Source organism: Cyanobium sp. Copco_Reservoir_LC18 (genome assembly GCF_009834675.1).
Lineage (GTDB): Bacteria > Cyanobacteriota > Cyanobacteriia > PCC-6307 > Cyanobiaceae > Cyanobium > Cyanobium minutissimum.
This window is the reverse complement of sequence record NZ_ASAC01000010.1, coordinates 143,032-160,040: the sequence shown is the minus strand read 5'-3', so window position 1 is coordinate 160,040 and position 17,009 is coordinate 143,032. Positions and strand designations below refer to the sequence as shown.

18 protein-coding genes and 1 tRNA gene are annotated in these 17,009 nt (G+C 70.9%); 10 read left to right on the top strand and 9 right to left on the bottom strand.

The window, feature by feature from the left end:
* The first annotated feature begins 41 nt into the window (after positions 1-41).
* Positions 42-812, top strand: coding sequence for an adenosylcobinamide-GDP ribazoletransferase (locus tag L107_RS04870; protein ID WP_159816698.1), 771 nt, complete (start codon positions 42-44; stop codon positions 810-812).
* On the opposite strand, the gene L107_RS04865 is transcribed toward L107_RS04870, so the two are convergent.
* On the bottom strand, positions 778-1,902 hold the full coding sequence (locus tag L107_RS04865) for a sensor histidine kinase KdpD (RefSeq protein ID WP_159816697.1): 1,125 nt from the start codon (positions 1,900-1,902) through the stop codon (positions 778-780). The genes L107_RS04870 and L107_RS04865 overlap by 35 nt on opposite strands.
* Before the next feature lie 404 nt (positions 1,903-2,306).
* Between L107_RS04865 and L107_RS04860 the strand changes: the two genes are divergently transcribed.
* Positions 2,307-2,678 (top strand): DUF3155 domain-containing protein, encoded by a 372-nt coding sequence (locus L107_RS04860; RefSeq protein WP_106220974.1) that lies wholly within the window; start codon positions 2,307-2,309, stop codon positions 2,676-2,678.
* Between the two features lie 21 nt (positions 2,679-2,699).
* Here L107_RS04860 and L107_RS04855 read toward each other — a convergent pair whose 3' ends face one another.
* On the bottom strand, positions 2,700-3,377 hold the full coding sequence (locus L107_RS04855) for an alpha/beta hydrolase (RefSeq protein ID WP_159816696.1): 678 nt from the start codon (positions 3,375-3,377) through the stop codon (positions 2,700-2,702).
* A gap of 56 nt (positions 3,378-3,433) precedes the next feature.
* On the opposite strand from L107_RS04855, the gene purH reads away from it, so the two are divergent.
* Complete coding sequence (gene purH, locus L107_RS04850) at positions 3,434-4,978, top strand: bifunctional phosphoribosylaminoimidazolecarboxamide formyltransferase/IMP cyclohydrolase (RefSeq protein ID WP_159816695.1); 1,545 nt, start codon at positions 3,434-3,436, stop codon at positions 4,976-4,978.
* Positions 4,979-5,046: 68 nt separating this feature from the next.
* On the top strand, positions 5,047-5,523 hold the full coding sequence (locus L107_RS04845; protein ID WP_159816794.1) for a DUF4079 domain-containing protein: 477 nt from the start codon (positions 5,047-5,049) through the stop codon (positions 5,521-5,523).
* 24 nt (positions 5,524-5,547) lie between these two features.
* Here the strand turns inward: L107_RS04845 and L107_RS04840 are convergent, their stop codons facing one another.
* The 3 genes from L107_RS04840 to L107_RS04830 all read right to left on the bottom strand — a co-directional run bounded on the left by L107_RS04840 (position 5,548) and on the right by L107_RS04830 (position 9,105).
* On the bottom strand, positions 5,548-6,225 hold the full coding sequence (locus L107_RS04840; RefSeq protein WP_159816694.1) for a DUF1997 domain-containing protein: 678 nt from the start codon (positions 6,223-6,225) through the stop codon (positions 5,548-5,550).
* Positions 6,226-6,346: 121 nt separating this feature from the next.
* The gene (locus L107_RS04835; protein WP_159816693.1) at positions 6,347-7,555 is read right to left on the bottom strand and encodes a 4-hydroxy-3-methylbut-2-enyl diphosphate reductase; all 1,209 of its coding nucleotides are present in this window, start codon (positions 7,553-7,555) and stop codon (positions 6,347-6,349) included.
* 104 nt (positions 7,556-7,659) lie between these two features.
* Complete coding sequence (locus L107_RS04830; protein ID WP_159816692.1) at positions 7,660-9,105, bottom strand: ammonium transporter; 1,446 nt, start codon at positions 9,103-9,105, stop codon at positions 7,660-7,662.
* A 262-nt stretch (positions 9,106-9,367) separates the two neighbouring features.
* On the opposite strand from L107_RS04830, the gene L107_RS04825 reads away from it, so the two are divergent.
* Complete coding sequence (locus L107_RS04825) at positions 9,368-9,562, top strand: DUF4278 domain-containing protein (RefSeq protein ID WP_159816691.1); 195 nt, start codon at positions 9,368-9,370, stop codon at positions 9,560-9,562.
* Here L107_RS04825 and sfsA read toward each other — a convergent pair.
* Positions 9,550-10,308 (bottom strand): DNA/RNA nuclease SfsA, encoded by a 759-nt coding sequence (gene sfsA / locus L107_RS04820; RefSeq protein WP_159816690.1) that lies wholly within the window; start codon positions 10,306-10,308, stop codon positions 9,550-9,552. The genes L107_RS04825 and sfsA overlap by 13 nt on opposite strands.
* A gap of 66 nt (positions 10,309-10,374) precedes the next feature.
* On the opposite strand from sfsA, the gene murJ reads away from it, so the two are divergent.
* Positions 10,375-11,979: a murein biosynthesis integral membrane protein MurJ gene (gene murJ / locus L107_RS04815; RefSeq protein WP_159816689.1), complete on the top strand. Its 1,605-nt coding sequence runs from the start codon at positions 10,375-10,377 to the stop codon at positions 11,977-11,979.
* On the opposite strand, the gene L107_RS04810 is transcribed toward murJ, so the two are convergent.
* From L107_RS04810 to L107_RS04800, 3 genes are read right to left on the bottom strand one after another with little or no spacing between them, the layout of a single operon-like run.
* On the bottom strand, positions 11,976-12,233 hold the full coding sequence (locus tag L107_RS04810) for a hypothetical protein (protein WP_015109642.1): 258 nt from the start codon (positions 12,231-12,233) through the stop codon (positions 11,976-11,978). The genes murJ and L107_RS04810 overlap by 4 nt on opposite strands.
* A 56-nt stretch (positions 12,234-12,289) precedes the next feature.
* A complete protein-coding gene (locus L107_RS04805) occupies positions 12,290-12,577 on the bottom strand; it encodes a DUF3181 family protein (RefSeq protein ID WP_015109641.1) in 288 nt (95 codons plus the stop codon).
* Complete coding sequence (locus L107_RS04800; protein ID WP_159816688.1) at positions 12,574-12,813, bottom strand: 2TM domain-containing protein; 240 nt, start codon at positions 12,811-12,813, stop codon at positions 12,574-12,576. Before L107_RS04800 ends, L107_RS04805 begins: the two co-directional genes overlap by 4 nt.
* Before the next feature lie 116 nt (positions 12,814-12,929).
* On the opposite strand from L107_RS04800, the gene L107_RS04795 reads away from it, so the two are divergent.
* The 4 genes from L107_RS04795 (at position 12,930) to L107_RS04780 (ending at position 16,871) form a co-directional block, all read left to right on the top strand.
* A tRNA-Arg gene (locus tag L107_RS04795) sits at positions 12,930-13,003 on the top strand.
* Between the two features lie 145 nt (positions 13,004-13,148).
* On the top strand, positions 13,149-14,459 hold the full coding sequence (glyA, locus tag L107_RS04790) for a serine hydroxymethyltransferase (protein WP_159816687.1): 1,311 nt from the start codon (positions 13,149-13,151) through the stop codon (positions 14,457-14,459).
* Between the two features lie 58 nt (positions 14,460-14,517).
* Positions 14,518-15,600, top strand: a complete 1,083-nt coding sequence (locus L107_RS04785; RefSeq protein ID WP_159816686.1) for an MraY family glycosyltransferase — start codon at positions 14,518-14,520, stop codon at positions 15,598-15,600.
* A complete protein-coding gene (locus tag L107_RS04780) occupies positions 15,597-16,871 on the top strand; it encodes a competence/damage-inducible protein A (protein ID WP_201295805.1) in 1,275 nt (424 codons plus the stop codon). The genes L107_RS04785 and L107_RS04780 overlap by 4 nt, the downstream gene beginning before the upstream one ends.
* Positions 16,872-17,009 lie beyond the last annotated feature (138 nt).

The window sequence follows — 17,009 nt, the reverse complement described above, 5'->3', positions numbered from 1 at the left end:
GGGTTCCCGCCTCCATCTCCACCACCGCCGCCGCCCTGCCCATGCCCCGCCTCAGCGCTCCACCGTGGCTGCGGGATCTGGCCGGGGCCTGGATCTTCTATTCGGTGCTGCCGGCCTGGCCGGCGCCGGCCCCCCGGTTCGAGCGGATCGCCCGCTTCGCCCCCTGGATCGGCGCCGTGCTCGGGGCGCTCCAGGGCCTGCTCTGGTGGGCCCTGCAGGGGCAGGTGCCCCTGCTGGCCCAGGTGGTGCTGGTGCTGGCGCTCGGTCTGTTGCTCAGTGGCGGCCTGCACATGGACGGCGTGATGGACAGCGCCGATGGTCTGGCGGCGGGCGATCGCTGCCTGGAGGCGATGGCCGACAGCCGGGTGGGGGCGAGCGGCGTGCAGGCCCTGGTTCTGGTGCTGCTGCTGCGGGCCGGGGCCCTGGCGATGCTGGGGCCGGCGGCGCCGATGGCGCTGGTGTGGGCCGCGGTGGCCGGGCGGGTGGCGCCCCTGCCCGCCATGGCCTGGTTCCCCTACCTGCGGCCGGGCGGCAGCGCCGGGTTCCACCGCGACCACGGGGCCGGCCTGGCGGTGGAACTGCGGCCCGCCCTGCTGCTGCTGCCGCCCCTGCTGCTGCTGCCCTGGCCGGGCCTGATGGCCTGGCCCGTGCCCGTCGGAGTGCTGGCCCTGATTCCGGCCCTGGTGGTGCCCCTGGTCCTGGGCCGGCGCCTCGGCGGCCACAGCGGCGACAGCTACGGGGCCTGCGTGGAGTGGAGCGAATCGCTGGGGCTGCTGTTCATTGCCGCGGCGCTGACGGCCTGGGCAGGCTGAGCCGGAAGGCGTTGCCCTGCGCCGGCAGCCCCTCGGCCACGGTCCGGGGCGGCACCACGAGCGCCAGCTCGCCCCCCAGGCTGCGGGCCAGATCACGGCCGAGGGCCAGGCCCAGGCCGGTGCCGGGCAGGTCCTGCCCCCGGGTTCCCCGCACCCCCCGCCCGAAGATCGCCTCCCGCTCGTCGCCGGCGATGGCCGGCCCGCCGTCCCAGACCGTGAGCTGGAGCCCCCCGGCGTCGCTGGTCCAGTGCAGACCCACGGCGGCGCCCGGGGGGCTGTAGCGGAAGGCGTTCTCCAGCAGGTTGGCCAGGATCTCCGCGACGGCTCCACTGTCGCCGCTCCAGTCCGGCAGGGTCGGAGGACCGTGCCACTCGCGCCCCTGCAGGGTCGCGGTGGCGGCCGCCCGCTGCAGCAGCGGCTCGAGCGGTCCGGCCAGGGGCTGGCCCCCGGGTCCGCTCAGCAGGGGCGGCAGCAGCAGGGGCTGGGGGGAGACGGGGGCGGCGAGCCGTCCCTCCGGATGGACCAGGGCGCTGATGGCTTCCACATAACGGTTGATCTGGCGCTCCTCGGCCAGCAGGCCCTGCACCAGGGAACGGTCGTTGTGGTCGGGCCCGAGGCGCCGCAGCAGCAGCTGGCCGAAGGTGCGCAGGGCCGTGAGCGGGTTGCGCAGCTGGTGCAGCAGCAGGCCCAGCTGCTCCTCGCGCTCCGCGAGTCGCTGCCGCAGCTCCCCGCCCTCCAGATCCAGCCGCAGGGCCTCGGTGAGGGCCAGGGCCACGGCCTGGAGCCGCTGGGCCAGCGGCTCCGGCCAGGGGTTGCGGGCGGCCTCCACCTGCAGGGCACCGAGCAGGCGCTGGCCGTCCCGCAGGGGCAGCCAGCGCCGCTGCTCCGCCGGCACGCGCAGCCGGCTGACGCTGTCCACCGCCGGCAGGGCCCTCTCGTCCGGGGGCCAGTGGCCGACCGGCAGCAGGGTGGGCTGGCCCGTTTCCCCCTGCTGGGTGACGTAGACCACCAGGGAGCGGACCTCGGGGCAGTCGATGAACTGTCCCAGCTGGAACCCCACCAGGGCCAGAAACCGTTCCGAGACAGGCATCACCGGCTGCGGACCGGATCCGTCCGGAAATTTTTCAGCAGAGGCGTGTCGAAACGCAAAAAAAGTTTTAAGATCTTGGTAACGACCACTACTTCGCGGTCCTCGGACGGGCGGAAAGTTGCAGTCGTAACGGCCAGCGTTGCGCTTTGCCCGCAATCAAGGCTACAGCAGAGGCAGCTGCGTACCGCCTCTGTCCCGGCCATGACCTCCCCCGGGAGCCGGCCGGCGTTACTGACGGTGATCCTCTCCGACCAGCCCCAGGTCGACAGTCGTATGGACGTGGACCCGCCACCTCTGGGTGGTCGGTCCTCCCTTTCGTTCGGCGCCGGCCCCCGCCGCCGTCGCGCGTCTGCAGCCCCCCCCCCAACTCCACCTTTCGGTCTCCCTTCACCGGGATCCATCCCATGTCCAAGAAGCGCAAGCGGATCAGTCGCCGTCGTCTCGCAGGCCAGCGGGTCCTCGCCCATGTCCCGACCTTCAACCTCGAAACCGGCTCCCACAAACCGGTGACGGCAGCCCGCCGCTACATCGCCGAAACGGAGCTGACGGCTCCGGCGATCCTCAACGTGCGTCGCAACGAGCACACCACCGACCGCTTCTTCTGGGGGGAGAAGGGCCTGTTCAGCGCCCAGTACGCCGAAGAGAACCACTTCCTGTTCCCGTCCCTGCGACTGATCGTCGACACCATCGGCGAAGAGGTGCTCTTCGAGGGCCTCGAGTCCCTCGCCTCCGACGACTGGGAGGAGATGGAGGAGTACGAGTACGCCTTCGTCTGATTCCCTCCCGGCGGCTTCTGGTCAGCGTCCCTGCCAGCTCCTGACCAGAAACTCCCGCATCGGAGCGATCAGCTCGGCATCGATGCTGTGACCGCCTGGGAAGGCGATCCGTCGCACCGATCCACCGGCCTCCGCGAGCGATCGCTCCAAAGCCACACTGGCCGCGAACGGCACCACTGGATCCTGCTCCCCATGGGTGAGCAGGATCGCCGTGCGGGGTGTCCGGGGCTGCCAGTCGGGATGGGGGTAGCCGCTGCAGGCCACCAGCCCCGCCAACGGCAGGGGATCGCCGTCGTCCGGGCCGCCGCCGGTGGCCACGTCGATGGCCATGGCCGCCCCCTGGGAGAACCCCAGCAGGCAGGTGTGCTGGAGCGGCACCGACGTGCCCAGGGCCAGCAGCCGCTGGCGCAGGGCCCGACGGGCTTCGGGCAGCTGGGGCCACTCGGGCTGCTGCAGGTCATACCACTGGCGGCCCTGGCCGGCCGGGTGGGGCAGGGGAGCCCGCAGGGCCACCACGCTCAGGCCGATGCCGGCCGGATCGGCGCCCAGCAGCACCGGCCCCAGATCGAGCAGGTCATCGGCATCGGCCCCCCAGCCGTGCAGCAGCACCAGCCGACTGGTGGCCTGGCGCGGGCCGGCGAACAGGGCGGTGCAGTCGTCTTCGCCCGGCGGCAGGTCGGCGAGGAGATCCGTGGGCACGGTGAGGGTCGGCGGTTGCTGCGTAGGTTGGCTCCTCCCCCGTCCCTTCCGCCGTCATGGCTCCCACGGCCCTTCTGAGCGTGTCCGACAAGCGGGGCCTGGTGCCGCTGGCGGAGGGGCTGCTGGCCCAGGGCTATGGGCTGCTCTCCAGCGGCGGCACGGCCGCGGCCCTGGCCGCCGCCGGCCTGCCGGTGACGAAGGTGGCGGAGCACACCGGCGCCCCGGAGATCCTCGGCGGCCGGGTCAAGACCCTCCATCCCCGCATCCACGGCGGCATCCTGGCCCGCCGGGATGACCCGTCCCACCGCGCTGACCTGGAGGCCCAGGGGATCACCCCCATCGATGTGGTGGTGGTCAACCTCTATCCCTTCCGCGCCACCGTGGCCGACCCCGCCGTCAGCTGGGAGACGGCCATCGAGACCATCGACATCGGCGGCCCGGCGATGGTGCGGGCCGCCGCCAAGAACCACGCCGATGTGGCGGTGCTCACCGATCCCGACCAGTACCCGGGCTTCCTGGAGGCCCTGGCGGCCGGCCAGGTCGACGCCCGCCTGCGGCGCCGGCTGGCCCTGGCGGCCTTCGCCCACACCGCCGCCTACGACGCCGCCATCGCCGCCTGGATCGATGGCCGACTCGCCGATGAACCGGGTCAACCCCTCCGGCTGGAGCTGCCCCTGCGCCAGGTGCTCCGTTACGGCGAGAACCCCCACCAGGGGGCCCGCTGGTTCGGCGAGTCGGGCGTGGGCTGGGGGGCGGCCCGCCAGCTCCAGGGCAAGGAGCTCAGCTACAACAACCTGATCGACCTGGAGGCGGCCCTCACCACGGTGGCGGCCTTCGGCTACGGCCCGGGCGCCGAGCCGGCGGCGGTGGTGATCAAGCACACCAACCCCTGCGGCGTCGCCATCGGTGCCGACACCGCCGAGGCCCTGCTGCGGGCCCTCGATGCCGACCGGGTCTCCGCCTTCGGGGGCATCGTCGCCCTCAACGGGCCGGTGGATCTGGTGGCCGCCGAGCACCTGGCGGGGCTGTTCCTGGAATGCGTGGTGGCGCCGTCGTTCAGCGAGGAGGCCCGCCAGCGGCTGGCGGCGAAGGCCAACCTGCGCCTGCTGGAGCTCGACCCCGGCGCCGTGGCCGGGGCCGCCGGGGCCCTGCAGCTGCGCAGCGTGCTGGGGGGGGTGCTGGCCCAGCAGGCCGATGACGGCCCCGCCGATCCCGACAGCTGGCAGGTGGTGAGCACGCGCCAGCCCAGCGAGGAGGAATGGCGGGATCTGCGCTTCGCCTGGCAGGTGGTGCGCCATGTGCGCTCCAACGCCATCCTGGTGGCCCGGGACGGCCGCACGCTCGGGGTCGGGGCGGGCCAGATGAACCGGGTGGGCTCGGCCCGGCTGGCCCTCGAGGCGGCCGCTGGGGCCGCCCGGGGGGCGGTGCTGGCCAGCGACGGCTTCTTTCCCTTCGATGACACCGTGCTGCTGGCGGCGGAGCACGGCATCCGGGCGGTGATTCAACCCGGCGGCAGCAAGCGCGACGCCGATTCGATCGCCGCCTGCAACGCCAACGACATGGTGATGGTGATCACCGGCCGTCGTCACTTTCTGCACTGAGGGCACGGAGAAGTTGTAACTTCGATGCACTCGCAGCCGGCCCTGGCCCGGTGGAGTTCCAACGCGTCATGTTCGCCGCCCTTCCCGCTTCGATCGCCTTCGCCCTCAACTTCGCCCACCCCGTGCTGATGTGGGTGCTGCTGGGTCTGGCGGGCTACGCCATGGTCCTGGGGATCAAGGCCAAGAAGACCCGCACAGCCACCGCCGAGGACCGCAAGGAGCTGATCAAGGGGCAGTTCGCCAAGCGCCATTTCCAGTTCGGCAGCCTCGTTCTGGCGCTGATGGTGCTGGGCTGCATCGGCGGCATGGCGGTCACCTACATCAACAACGGCAAGTTGTTCGTCAGCCCGCACCTCCTGGTGGGGCTCGGCATGCTCTCGCTGATCGCCCTGGCGGCCTCTCTCTCCCCCCTGATGCAGGCCGGCAACCTGATTGCCCGCAAGGTGCACGTGGGACTCAACATGACCCTGATGACCCTGTTCCTGTGGCAGGCCGTCAGCGGCATGCAGATCGTCAACAAGATCCTCACCGCCCCCGCTCCCTGAGCAGAGACCCCGGGCGGCGTGGGTTCAGAACTGGGCCCGGCGCCGCGGCGGGCAGGGGATCCCGTGGCTGGCGTGGAAATCCTCCTGCACCTTCCAGGTGAGGCGGCGGGAGATCTGCCGCACGATCTGACGCAGCAGATGGTCGCCGCTGCTCTGGACCAGGTGCTCCGGCAGCAGGGAGAGCATGCCGGGCAGACGCAGCCACACCGCCAGGTCGAGCTGCCAGCGCACCAGGGTGTGCAGCATCACCCCGTCCACCTCCTCATGGGAGACCTCGGAGCCGCTGGCCTCGTCTAGGCGCAGGGAGGCCGCGAACTCGACGTCGTAGAGCCCCCTCAGGGCCGCGTCGGAGTCGGGCAGGGGCACGGTGACGATGCGGTAGACCCCGGCGGCCTGGGGGAGCAGTTCGAGGCCGATGGTGGGCTCCACCTCGAAGCCGAAGTTGCCGAAGCGGCCAAGGGTCAGCACATACCCCTGGCTGCCGATGGGCTCCACCGTCATCGGGGCGGCACAACGGCGGAACCAGCCCTCATGGCGGTCGAGGTAGGCGCCCACCACGGTGGCCGGAGCCCGCATCTCCATCAGGTCGGCGAAGGCGCTGGCGTAGCGGCGGATGGCAGGGTCCGCCCTGTCGCGAAGCGGCTCGCTGGGGGTGGGCCCGGTGTCGTCGGGACCCTGGTGCAGGGAGGAGCCTGCCGCCATCGTGGTCTGGGGCGTGCGGTGGGTCAGAGGGGAACGGCCAGAAAGGACGGGGGTTCTGATCTCCCGGGCGGCCCTGGGGGGAGGAAAACCTTTTGTGAATGTAAAGCCACCCGGTGGGGGCTCACTCCTCGCTGAGGCCCACCAGGCGTTCGATCACGTCCTCCACCACCCGGTCCGGGGTGGAGGCGCCGGAGGTGATGCCCACCCGCACCGGCCCCTCCGGCAGGAAGGGCTCCAGGATCTCGAGCTCACCGCCCAGGGGCTTGTGTTCGATGCGGTTGCCCGGCCCGATGCGCTCGGGGGTGTCGATGTGGAAGGAGCGGATGCCGCGGCTGACGGCGATCTCCTGCAGGTGGGTGGTGTTGGAGGAGTTGTAGCCGCCGATGACCACCATCAGGTCGAGGGGCTCGTCCACCAGGGCGAACATGGCGTCCTGGCGCTCCTGGGTGGCATCGCAGATGGTGTTGAAGGCGAGGAAGTGCTCGTTGAGCTCGGCGGGGCCGTAGCGCTGCAGCATGGTGCGCTCGAAGAGCCGGCCGATCTCCTCGGTCTCGCTCTTGAGCATGGTGGTCTGGTTGGCGACGCCCACCCGCACCAGATCCCGGTCGGGATCGAAGCCGGGGGAGCAGGCATTGGCGAAATGGCTCATGAAGGCCTTGCGATCGATGGCCCCCTGGCCCCGCTCGAGGATGAAGTCGCTCACCATGCGGGCCTCGGCGAGATCGAGAACCACCAGGTACGTGCCGGCGAAGGAGCTCGTGGCCAGGGTCTCCTCGTGTTTCACCTTGCCGTGGATGATCGAGGTGAAGGCGTGCTTCTTGTGCTTCTCCACGGTGTTCCAGACCTTCGACACCCAGGGGCAGGTGGTGTCGACGATGTGGCAGCCCCGTTCGTTGAGCAGCTGCATCTCCTGCACGGTGGCGCCGAAGGCCGGCAGGATCACCACGTCTCCGGTGCCCACCTCGGAGAAGTCCTTGACGTCGTCGTCGACCGGGATGAAGCGGACGTCCATCTGGCGCAGATGGGCGTTGACCGAGGGGTTGTGGATGATCTCGTTGGTGATCCAGATCCGCTCGCTGGGGTAGTGGCGGCGGGTTTCGTAGGCCATCGCCACCGCCCGCTCCACGCCCCAGCAGAAGCCGAAGGCCTCCGCCAGGCGGATCTTGAGGCGCCCGCGCTGCAGCACGTGGCCGTTCTCCCGCAGGCTGGCGATCAGGTTGCTCTGGTAGGCCTGCTCCAGGCTGCCCGCGACCTCGTCACCCAGGCCGAAGCCGCGGCGGTTGTAGCGATCCGAGTGGTGGAGGGAGCGCTTGAAGGCACGGGTGTCCACAGGCAGGTACCGGGTTGTGCCGACTCTATGGGGGTCGGCGGTGGGACGGGCGAAAAAAAACCGCGGCGTGAGCCGCGGTCGGTGGTGGGAGCAGGCCCCGGCAGTCAGTTGGTGGAGGCGACGAAGTCGGGATAGGCCTCCATGCCGTGCTCGCCGATGTCGAGACCCTGCACTTCCTCCTTCTCTTCGACCCGGATCCCACCGGAGAGCGCTCCGAGCACACTCCACACGATCCAGGCGGTGACGACGGTGAAGATGCCGTAGGCGACCACGCCCAGGATCTGCAGGCCGAACTGGCCGAAGCCCTTGCCGAAGAGCAGGCCCTTCTCGCCGTTGAAGAGGCCAACGGCCAGGGTGCCCCAGATGCCGCCGACGCCGTGGACGGAGAAGGCACCCACCGGATCGTCGACGCCGATCGAGTCGATGAAGGTGACGGCGTAGACGACGATGGCGCCGCCGATGAAGCCCACGACCCAGGCGCACCACATCGGGAAGCCGTCGCAACCGGCGGTGACAGCCACCAGGCCGGCCAGGATGCCGTTGATGGTCATCGTGAGGTCCGGCTTGCCGGAGTGGATCTGGGAGAACAGGGTGCCGGCGATGCCGCCGCCGGCGGCCCCCAGGGTGGTGGTGACGGCGATGTAGGGAACGGTCTCGTTCATGGCCAGGACCGAGCCGGGGTTGAAGCCGTACCAGCCCAGCCAGAGAATCAGGCAGCCGAGGGTGGCGATGGCCAGGTTGTGGCCGGGGATGGCCTGGGGCTTGCCGTCGATGTACTTGCCGATGCGGGGGCCGAGGATCATCGCCCCGATCAGGCCGGCCCAGGCGCCGACGGAGTGGACGAGGGTGGATCCGGCGAAGTCGATGAAACCGAGCTGGTTGAGCCAGCCGTTGGCGTTCCACTTCCAGCTGCCGGCGATCGGGTAGATGAAGCCGACCAGGATCAGGGAGAAGACGACGAACTCATTGAACTTGATGCGCTCGGCCACCAGACCGGAGACGATCGTGGCCGCGGTGCCGGCGAAAGCCACCTGGAAGAGGAAGTCGACGCTGGGAACGAGCTTGCCTTCGGTCACCATTTCGGGGGTGACGGTGGGGTCGAAGAACAGGCCCTTGAAGTGGAGCCAGCCGCCCACCACGGAATCCCCGTACATGAGGGAGTATCCGATGACCCAGTAGGCGGTCGCGGCCAAGGCGAAGACGATCAGGTTCTTGGCCAGGATGTTGACGGCGTTCTTCTGGCGGCAGAGCCCGGCTTCCACCATGGCGAAGCCGGCGTTCATGAAGATCACCAGGAAGGCCGCGATGGCCAGCCAGAGGTTGTTGATCAGGAAGGCGGGAGTGAGCTCGGGCAGCTCGGCCGCGTGGGCCGACAGATTGAACACGCCCAGGATGAACAGGGCCAGAGGCACACAGGCGAACCAGGTGAGGCCGGTCCGGGAGGAGAGACCACGAACCTTGCGCATTAAGAGGGCCGGGGCCTCCAGCAGGCTGGCCTCGCTGAGACTTCTCGGCGGTCGAACCTTGTGCGGGTGACTTGAATCGATCATGGGAACGTGGTGAAGAGAACGTTCGACTTCTGACGCCGGAGTAGGCATCAACAAGCTCCGACTATCCATGACGGACATCCGTTCCAATGTCTGATTCGCTACCAAATCAACCGGAGGCCGCCGCGCCGCCCGGCAGGCCGGGACAGGGCCGATCCTTAAAGGATGCAAAGAAATCCTAGAAATGTTCATTCTGGACAGTGCTGAGGCGCTAGAAATGCATCAGGGAAGCCACCCCGGCCTCCCTGTCTCCGACTTTGTCGCCATGGCCCGTTCCGCCCTCTGCTACCGCGGTCTCCGCTACGACCACACCCACGACCAGCTCCCCTCGCCCGCCCCGATCGACCACGTCTACCGCGGTCATCACTACGACGCGCCGCTGCGGCACCAGCCGTCCCCGGTGGATGGGGCCCTCGACCTCATCTATCGCGGCACCCACTACCACCATCACCAGGCCTGAGCGGCCAGGCCCAGCCAGGTCACGGCCGCGGCATCGAAGCTGAAACGGCAGGGCAGCACCTCCACCCCGGCCGCTGCGGCGGCCCGGAACAGCTCCCCGTAGCGGGGGTCGGCGCTGTCCCCCGGCGCAAAGCGCGTCACGTCGCCGCGGCTGAGGCACGGCACCAGCACCCCCCGGGCCCCCGGGACCAGGGCGGTGAGCTCCACCAGATGCTTCTGGCCCCGTTCGGTGACCGTGTCGGGGAACAGGGCCAGGTCGCCGTCGCTCCAGGTGGTGTTCTTCACCTCCACGTAGATCGGCCGCGGGTCGGCGGCGCCTTCGGCGGGTGTCAGCAGCAGGTCGATCCGGCTGCGGCGCCCCTCGCCGTAGGGCACCTCGGCGCGGATGCTGCCGATGGGGCCCAGCCACGGCTCCAGGCATCCCGCCTCGATCGTGGCCCGCACCAGGCGGTTGGGCAGGGCCGTGTTGACCCCCACCCAGACCGGGTTGCCGTCGTGGCCGGGCACCTCGGCCTGCTCCCAGGTCCAGGCCAGCTTGCGGCTGGGTGAGGGGTCATGGCGCAGGCGCACCCGGCCGCCCGGCCGCAGCACCCCGGTCATCGGCCCGGTGTTGGGGCAGTGGGCCGTCACCGTCTGACCATCGTCCAGCTGCACGTCGGCCAGGAACCGCTTGTAGCGCTTCAGCAGCACCCCCTCCGCCAGCGGGCCGATGGAGAGCACGGGCACGGCAACGGTCGCTGGGGCCATGGGGTCGGCTGCCCGAGGGGGGAGGGCCATACTGCCGTGCGTTCCGATGGGCAGTGCCCCGCCGCCATGGCCCGATCCCTGCGCCGGATTGCCCTGATCGTGGGGGTGGCCACGGCCCTCAGCAAGGTGGCCGGTCTGCTGCGCCAGCAGGTGATCGCCGCCGCCTTCGGTGTGGGCGCGGCCTACGACGCCTACAACTACGCCTATGTGCTGCCGGGGTTTCTGCTGATCCTGCTCGGCGGCATCAACGGCCCGTTCCACAGCGCCATGGTGAGCGTGCTGGCCCGGCGGCCGCGCCACGAGGGCGCCCACGTGCTGGCCAGCATCAACACGCTGGTGGGGGCGGGGCTGATCGTCGTCACCCTGCTGCTGCTGGTGGCCGCCGATCCGCTCATCGATCTGGTGGGGCCTGGCCTCGACGCCGAGCGCCACGCCCTCGCCGTGCTGCAGCTGCGCTGGATGGCGCCGATGGCCCTGTTCGCCGGCCTGATCGGCCTCGGCTTCGGCGCCCTCAACGCCGCCGACGTGTTCTGGCTGCCCTCGGTGAGCCCGCTGCTCTCCAGCGTCGCCGTCATCGGCGGCATCGGCCTGCTCTGGTGGCAGCTGGGCAGCACCATCACCCTGCCCGCCACGGCGCTGATCGGTGGGGTGGTTCTGGCCGCCAGCACCACGGTGGGGGCGATCCTGCAGTGGCTGATCCAGTTGCCGGCCCTGGCCAAGGAGGGTCTCAACCGGCTGCAGCTGGTGTGGGACTGGCGCGATCCCGGCGTCCAGGAGGTGCTGCAGGTGATGGGGCCGGCCACCCTCTCCTCCGGCATGCTGCAGATCAACGTCTTCGTGTCGCTGTTCTTCGCCTCGGGGATGCCGGCGGCGGCGGCGGGCCTGGGCTACGCCAACCTGCTGGTGCAGACGCCCCTGGGCCTGCTCTCCAACGTGCTGCTGGTGCCGCTGCTGCCGGTGTTCGCCCGGCTGACGGCGCCGGAGGACCGGCCCGAACTGGTGGCCCGGATCCGCCAGGGCCTGATGCTCTCCAACGCCACCATGCTGCCCCTGGGGGCGCTGATGGTGGCCCTGGCCGTACCGATCGTGGCCCTGATCTATCAGCGCGGCGCCTTCGACCGCGGCGCCGCCGACCTGGTGGGCCAGCTGCTGATGGCCTACGGCATCGGCATGCCGGCCTACCTGGGCCGGGACGTGCTGGTGCGGGTCTTCTATGCCCTCGGCGACGGCAACACCCCCTTCCGCTGGTCCCTGGCCGGCATCGGCCTCAACGCCGTGTTCTGCTGGGCCTTCACCGGCGGCCCCACCCCGGCCTGGGGCCTCCAGCTGCCCATGCTCAACGCCGGTGCCGCCGGCCTCGTATTGGCCACCGTGGCGGTGAACCTGATCACCTGCGCCGGCCTGCTGCTGGCCCTCAGCCGCCGGCTGGGGGGCCTGCCCCTGCGGCTCTGGGCCGTCGACAGCGGCAAGCTGCTGCTGGCCGCCCTGGTGGGCGGGGCGGCCTGCTGGTGGCTGTCGCTGGAGGTGGCCTGGCCCCCGGGCCTGGGGGGGCTGCTGCTCCAGAACACCCTCTGTGCCGCCCTGGCGGTGGGCCTCTACGGCCTGCTGGCCAGCCTCGCCGGCGTGCCCGAGGCCGGCCAGCTGCTGCGGATGGTGCGCCGCCGGGCCTAGGGGAGCCGCACCTGGCGCTCCTCCCGCACCTGCACCGGAATCTCCAGATGGGAGCGGCCGATCATCTGGGGGCCATCGATGGAGAAGATGCGGGCCTCAATGCCGAAATCGCGGAAGGCGCTCTCCAGCTCCTGGATCAGGGCCTTCTCCACCTGGGCCTCCGCATCGACCACCTTGCCGATCAGACGCCCGCCGAGCCGGCCGATGCGCTGGCGGACCACGTCACGGGCATTGGTGACTTCGATGACCAGCACGACCCGCCTGCGTGGGGCGTCACCCTATCGGTAGAACGGGCTTCCGGCCGCGGGCATCAGCAAAAGGGTTGCAGCACGTCTTCGAGATCACGCAGCTGGCCGGCGGGCACCAGCCGGGCCAGGGGCAGGCGCGTCGCCCCGCCGCCGATCGGCACCTGCACCGCCTCCAGGGCCTGGCGGGCGCAGACCTCGGCGCCCTGGTCGAGCCGGGCGGCGCATTCGATCGCCAGGATCTGGGCCAGGCCCGCATCGCCCAGATAGAGGTGCCAGCCGGCCACCTGCACGTACAGCCGGTCGGCGATGGCCCGGGTCAGTTCCTCGAGATCGGCGGCGGCAAGCGTCATGGCTGGGGCTCGGGGCGTTGCAGCACCACCACGCTGCCATGGACCAGCAGCAGGGCCGCCCAGCCGATCGTGAGCCAGCTGAGGTGGGACCAGGGGTGGCGCAGGCCCTGGACGAACCAGAGGCCGCTGTTGACGGCGGCGAACAGGGCGGCATGGAGCGTCAGGTTCACGATCCGCTCGAAGTGCCGATAGGTGGGATCGTCGGGATCGGCGGGGCCGTACCAGCGGATCGGCATGGTGGGGAAGACCGCCGCAGGCGGTGGTTGGGCTCTGCTGCGGACCCTATCGGGCCGGGGGTGGCGGGGGCGTTGTTGACGGATCGGCACCCCGTGGGGTGAGAATGACCGGGCAGGCGCTTGTAGCTCAGCGGATTAGAGCATCTGACTACGGATCAGAGGGTCGGGAGTTCGAATCTCTCCAGGCGCGTTCCTTCCCACACCGCCCCCCGGGGCGGTTTTTTTTGGTCCGGAGGTGGGGCCGGTGGCGTCCTGTGGGCGCCGGTGGGGCTGTGGGTGGGGCCCGGCCAGGCCTGCGGCGTTTGCCTACGATCGGTTTCACACCGAGTAGCCCCATGGCGGACCGAGCGGATCACGGCCCTGCGCACCCAGCAGCGTCCATCGACAGCCCCCTGGCCAGCGGCGATCCGGCCATCGCCGCCCTGATCGAGAAGGAGCTGCGGCGTCAGCAGACCCACCTGGAGCTGATCGCCAGCGAGAACTTCGCCTCCCGGGCGGTGATGGAGGCCCAGGGCTCCGTGCTCACCAACAAGTACGCCGAGGGCCTGCCCCACAAGCGCTACTACGGCGGCTGCGAGCACGTCGACATCATCGAGGACCTGGCCATCGCGCGGGCCAAGCAGCTGTTCGGTGCGGCCTGGGCCAACGTCCAGCCCCACAGCGGCGCCCAGGCCAACTTCGCCGTGTTCCTGGCCCTGCTGCAGCCCGGCGACACGATCCTGGGGATGGACCTCTCCCATGGCGGCCACCTCACCCACGGCTCGCCGGTGAACGTGTCGGGCAAGTGGTTCAAGGCCGTCCACTACGGCGTTGACCCCGAGACCCACCAGCTCAACTTCGACACCATCCGCCAGCTGGCCCTCGAGCACCGGCCGAAGCTGATCATCTGCGGCTATTCCGCCTACCCCCGCACGATCGACTTCGCCGCCTTCCGGGCCATCGCCGACGAGGTGGGGGCCTGGCTGCTGGCCGACATGGCCCACATCGCCGGCCTGGTGGCCTCGGGCGTGCACCCCAGCCCGGTGCCCCACTGCCACGTCGTCACCACCACCACCCACAAGACCCTGCGGGGCCCCCGGGGCGGGCTGATCCTCTGCAACGACGAGACCTTCGGCCGCCAGTTCGACAAGGCCGTCTTCCCGGGGTCCCAGGGGGGGCCGCTGGAGCACGTGATCGCCGCCAAGGCCGTGGCCTTCGGTGAGGCGCTGCAGCCCAGCTTCCGCAGCTACAGCCAGCAGGTGGTGCGTAATGCCCAGGCCCTGGCGGAGCGGATCCAGGAGCGGGGCATCGCCGTGGTCTCCGGCGGCACCGACAACCACCTGGTGCTGCTCGACCTGCGCTCCATCGGCCTCACCGGCAAGCTGGCCGACCGCCTGGTGAGCGACGTCAACATCACCGCCAACAAGAACACGGTGCCCTTCGATCCGGAGTCGCCGTTCGTGACCAGCGGCCTGCGCCTGGGCAGCGCCGCCCTCACCACCCGCGGCTTCGATGCCGAGGCCTTCCGCGAGGTGGCCGACGTCATCGCCGACCGGCTGCTGCACCCGGAGGATGCCGCAGCGGAACTGCGCTGCCGCGAACGGGTGGCCTCCCTCTGCGGCCGCTTCCCCCTCTATGGACGACAACGTGAGCTCCAGCACGCCTGACGGCCCCGTTCACCCGTAACGTGTCGCCTTCAGGACCGCACTTTTCCGGCCCGCCGTTGTGACCCTCGCCTACAGCCCCAACGCGGCGGCCCTTCTCACGGCCACTGCGGCGGCCCTGCTCACGGCGCTGATCGTGCCTGTGGTGCGGAGGCTCGGTCTGCGCTGGGGGCTGGTCGATCCGCCCGATGACCGCAAGCAGCACACCCTGCCCATGGTGCGGCTCGGCGGCATCGGCATCGTGGCCGGCTTCAGCCTCTCGCTGGCCTGCACCTGGACCTTCGGCGGCTTCGCCGACCTGCCGCCCGACAAGGACCAGCTGATCTGGACCACCCTGGCGGGGGCCCTCTGCTTCTTCGTGATCGGCCTGGCGGACGACCTGTTCGCCCTCCCCCCCCTGCCCCGCCTCTGCGGCCAGGTGCTCGTGGCCGCGGCGGTCTGGAACCAGGGCGTGCGCATCGGCAGCATCGACCTGCCCTTCGGCCTGGGGAGCCCGGCCGCCGGGCTGCCCCTGCCGGAGGGGCTGAGCCTGCTCGCCACGGTGGTCTGGCTGGTGGGAATCACCAACGCCATCAACTGGCTCGACGGCCTCGACGGGCTGGCGGCGGGGGTGAGCGGCATCGCCGCCGTGGGGCTGCTGTCGGTGAGCTTCAGCCTCAGCCAGCCCGCCGCCGGCCTGCTGGCGGCGGCCCTGGCCGGCAGCTGCCTGGGTTTCCTGCGCCACAACTTCAACCCGGCCCGCATCTTCATGGGGGACGGGGGCTCCTACTTCCTCGGCTTCGCCCTGGCGGCGATCAGCATCGTCGGCCCGGCCAAGCGGCTCACCAGCGTCAGCCTGCTGCTGCCCCTGATGATCCTGTCCCTGCCCCTGGCCGACATGTCGGCGGTGATCATGGGCCGCCTCCGGGCCGGCCGCTCCCCCTTCTACCCGGATCGCCGCCACCTGCACCACCGCCTGCTGCGGGCCGGCTTCAGCCACCGCCGCACGGTGGTGCTGATCTATGCCTTCACCCAGTGGCTGGCGTCCATCGCCCTGGTGCTGGCCAATGCCGAGATGCGCTTCCTCTGGCTGGCGCTGGCCACGGCCGTGCTGATCGCCGTGCTGGTGGTCTGCCGCCGCCAGATGCAGGAGGAGGCCAAGTGAGCGGGGCCCCCGGCGACGCCGGGGTGGAGGTGCTCTGCATCGGCACCGAGCTGCTGCTTGGCAACATCGTCAACGGCAATGCCCGCTGGCTGGCGGAACAGCTGGCGGCCCTCGGGGTGGTGCACCACCGCCAGCAGGTGGTGGGCGACAACCGGGAACGGCTGATCGAAGCGGTGCAACAGGCCTCGGGCCGCTGCCGGGTTCTCGTCACCACCGGCGGCCTGGGCCCCACCCCCGATGACCTCACCACCGAGGCGATCGCGGCGGCCTTCGGCGCCGACCTGGTGGAGCACGGCGAGATCTGGGCGGCGATCCAGGCCCGGATCACGGCCCGGGGCCGGACCGTGGCCCCCTCCAACCGCAAGCAGGCCCTGCTGCCGCGGGGGGCCCAGGTGCTGCCGAACCCCACCGGCACGGCGCCCGGGATGATCTGGACCCCGGTACCGGGGTTCACCGTGCTCACCTTCCCGGGCGTGCCCAGCGAGCTGCGGGCCATGTGGCACGCTACCGCGGCCCCCTGGCTGCGGCAGGCGGGCCTGGCGGGCGGGGTGTTCGCCAGTCGCATGCTGCGCTTCTGGGGGGTGGCCGAGTCCGACCTGGCCGAGCGGGTTCACGACCTGCTGGCCCTGGAGAACCCCACCGTGGCCCCCTACGCCGGGGCCGGGGAGGTGAAGCTGCGGGTCACGGCCCGGGCCGGCGACGCGGCCGCCGCCGCCGCCCTGCTGGCCCCGGTGGAGGCGGAACTGCGCCGCCGCACCGGCAGCAGCTGCTTCGGCGCCGATGGCGACAGCCTGGCCTCGGTGGTGCTGGCGGCCCTGCGGCGCCGGGGCGAGACCCTGGCGGTGGCGGAGTCCTGCACCGGCGGTGGCCTCGGGGCCGCCCTGGTGGCGGTGCCGGGGGCGTCGGAGGTGTTCCTCGGTGGGGTGATCGCCTATGCCAACGCCGTCAAGCAGGCGCTGCTGGGGGTGCCGGCGGCGGTGCTCGAGCGCCACGGGGCGGTGAGCGACCCGGTGGCCGTGGCGATGGCGGAGGGGGTGCGCCACCTCACCGGCGCCACCTGGGCCGTGGCGGTGACGGGCATCGCCGGACCCGGCGGCGGCAGCGACGGGAAGCCGGTGGGGCTGGTGCACATCGCCGTGGCCGGGCCCGATGGCTGCCGCAGCGAGGCGGTGCGTTTCGGCAGCGGCCGCGAGCGCGGCTGGATCCAGACGCTGACGGTGGGGGAAAGCCTGAACCGTCTGCGGTTACGGCTGAACACTGGGGCGATCTGAGCCGGCCTGATCGGAACATCTGCTGCGGCGGCCGCCAACGATCACGAATCCTGAGGCATGGACTTTTCCCCCCGGCCTGGGCCTTTTCCCCCGAAAGCAGGGACGTTTTCCACAGGTGGCGGCGGACGGACCGAGCTG

What these genes read in the sequence shown, in the direction of transcription:
- L107_RS04870 (WP_159816698.1), top strand. Translation starts at nt 42, where the DNA reads ATGCCCCGCCTCAGCGCTCCACCGTGGCTGCGGGATCTGGCCGGGGCC.
- L107_RS04865 (WP_159816697.1), bottom strand. Translation starts at nt 1,902, where the DNA reads ATGCCTGTCTCGGAACGGTTTCTGGCCCTGGTGGGGTTCCAGCTGGGA.
- L107_RS04860 (WP_106220974.1), top strand. Translation starts at nt 2,307, where the DNA reads ATGTCCAAGAAGCGCAAGCGGATCAGTCGCCGTCGTCTCGCAGGCCAG.
- purH (WP_159816695.1), top strand. Translation starts at nt 3,434, where the DNA reads ATGGCTCCCACGGCCCTTCTGAGCGTGTCCGACAAGCGGGGCCTGGTG.
- L107_RS04845 (WP_159816794.1), top strand. Translation starts at nt 5,047, where the DNA reads ATGTTCGCCGCCCTTCCCGCTTCGATCGCCTTCGCCCTCAACTTCGCC.
- L107_RS04840 (WP_159816694.1), bottom strand. Translation starts at nt 6,225, where the DNA reads ATGGCGGCAGGCTCCTCCCTGCACCAGGGTCCCGACGACACCGGGCCC.
- L107_RS04830 (WP_159816692.1), bottom strand. Translation starts at nt 9,105, where the DNA reads ATGATCGATTCAAGTCACCCGCACAAGGTTCGACCGCCGAGAAGTCTC.
- L107_RS04825 (WP_159816691.1), top strand. Translation starts at nt 9,368, where the DNA reads ATGGCCCGTTCCGCCCTCTGCTACCGCGGTCTCCGCTACGACCACACC.
- sfsA (WP_159816690.1), bottom strand. Translation starts at nt 10,308, where the DNA reads ATGGCCCCAGCGACCGTTGCCGTGCCCGTGCTCTCCATCGGCCCGCTG.
- murJ (WP_159816689.1), top strand. Translation starts at nt 10,375, where the DNA reads ATGGCCCGATCCCTGCGCCGGATTGCCCTGATCGTGGGGGTGGCCACG.
- L107_RS04805 (WP_015109641.1), bottom strand. Translation starts at nt 12,577, where the DNA reads ATGACGCTTGCCGCCGCCGATCTCGAGGAACTGACCCGGGCCATCGCC.
- L107_RS04800 (WP_159816688.1), bottom strand. Translation starts at nt 12,813, where the DNA reads ATGCCGATCCGCTGGTACGGCCCCGCCGATCCCGACGATCCCACCTAT.
- glyA (WP_159816687.1), top strand. Translation starts at nt 13,149, where the DNA reads ATGGCGGACCGAGCGGATCACGGCCCTGCGCACCCAGCAGCGTCCATC.